Origin of the sequence: Methylobacterium sp. GC_Met_2 (assembly GCF_026540795.1) — a bacterium.
Lineage (GTDB): Bacteria > Pseudomonadota > Alphaproteobacteria > Rhizobiales > Beijerinckiaceae > Methylobacterium.
The window spans coordinates 1-1327 of the sequence record NZ_JALNUM010000252.1; the positions used below are offsets into that span (position 1 = coordinate 1).

Sequence of the window (1327 nt, forward strand, 5' to 3'; positions counted from 1 at the left end):
CAACGTCCAGATTATTATCCCGGTCTGTATGGCTTTGAGAATGGTGTCGAAGGGGCTGCTGCGTTATGGGCGCGCAGTGCCGACGACGGTGCGGATCGTAGCATCACCCTTGGCGGACCACATGGCGCGATAATTGTTGGTCACCTTCTGCTAGACGACAGCCGGACGCAACAGCCGGTCAGGGCTGTTGTTTGTTGATTCGACCCGGCCGGGATAGGCGAGGAAGATCAGGGATTTCTTGCGCGCGCGGGCGATTTTAGTCTGGAGATCGCGGATCAAATCTCAGCAACGGGAGTGTGGCCAAAGCGGCGCCGAGTTGCCGGTCCAGGCTCCAGCGCTTGCCGACAGCGTCGAAGCAGTGAAGTCGGTGACACGCTTTGCCTAGGCGAACACTGTTTGCAGCCAGAGTTGCAGGCGCCGGAGTACGGGATCGTCGCTGACTTCGACGGCATAGGCGACGTCACGCGCCCGATGCGCCACGCAGGTTTGGTGCTTGGCGGCGTAGCCCCATTGAGCGGCGTGGCGATCCGAGATCCAAACAGTCGGCCGGTGGCCCTCCATCGTTTTCCGGCACCACGATGGCACCGCATATTGGCGAAGCAGTATGCACCGCCGCTTTCGCTGAGTGGAAAAGCCAATGGTAGGCGTTTGAGCCCTCGATTCGCACCCTGGTCTCATCGCAGGCGACGACCGCGGCTTCGCGCAGGGCCGAGATGGCCACGTCGCGACCAGAACGGATGAAGCCTAGCGCACGGCGGAGCAGGCTCATCAGACTGCCGTGGCTAAGCATCAATCCAAACAGGTCGGAGAGCGCCGCCTGCAGTCGTTCGTAGGAGAGCGCCTGGAAAATTTTGAGAAACGTCGCGACCGCGTGCAGCCGGGGGCCGAACAGCGTACCGCCCCCCCGGTACCGGAGCGACGCCCCGAGTCCCACAGCTTGGGCGACGCACTGCGACCCGCCGGGGCTGGGTCACGATCGGTTCCACGGCGGGCAACTCGATCCGTTCGCAGCCGTGGCCGACCTGCGCTGGAAAAGCGACGTGCAAGCTGCCGCCGCAGCACGGGCAAGCCTCCGGACGATGCTCGACAATCGTATCAGGATCGTCGCTCAGCACCCGGCTGTGGCCCTCATGACTCAGCTCAGCGCCGCCAGGCTTGAAGTGCTCCCGCTGTTCCTTGCGATCCGTCCCCGGCGGCTTGGAGGACGTGCGCGAAACTTACGCCAGTCGCTGCAGCCGCAGTATCAGTTGCTCGTGAGTCAGCCGTTCCAGTTCGCTTCGGGCCATCTCACGAAAAAATCAGCCAAATCCACACTTATTAAAGACAT

At 62.4% G+C, this 1327-nt stretch carries 1 pseudogene; it reads right to left on the reverse strand.

The window, feature by feature from the left end:
• Positions 1 to 63 precede the first annotated feature (63 nt).
• Positions 64 to 1286, reverse strand: a pseudogene (locus OXS49_RS33290) (IS66 family transposase).
• Between the last annotated feature and the right edge of the window lie 41 nt (positions 1287 to 1327).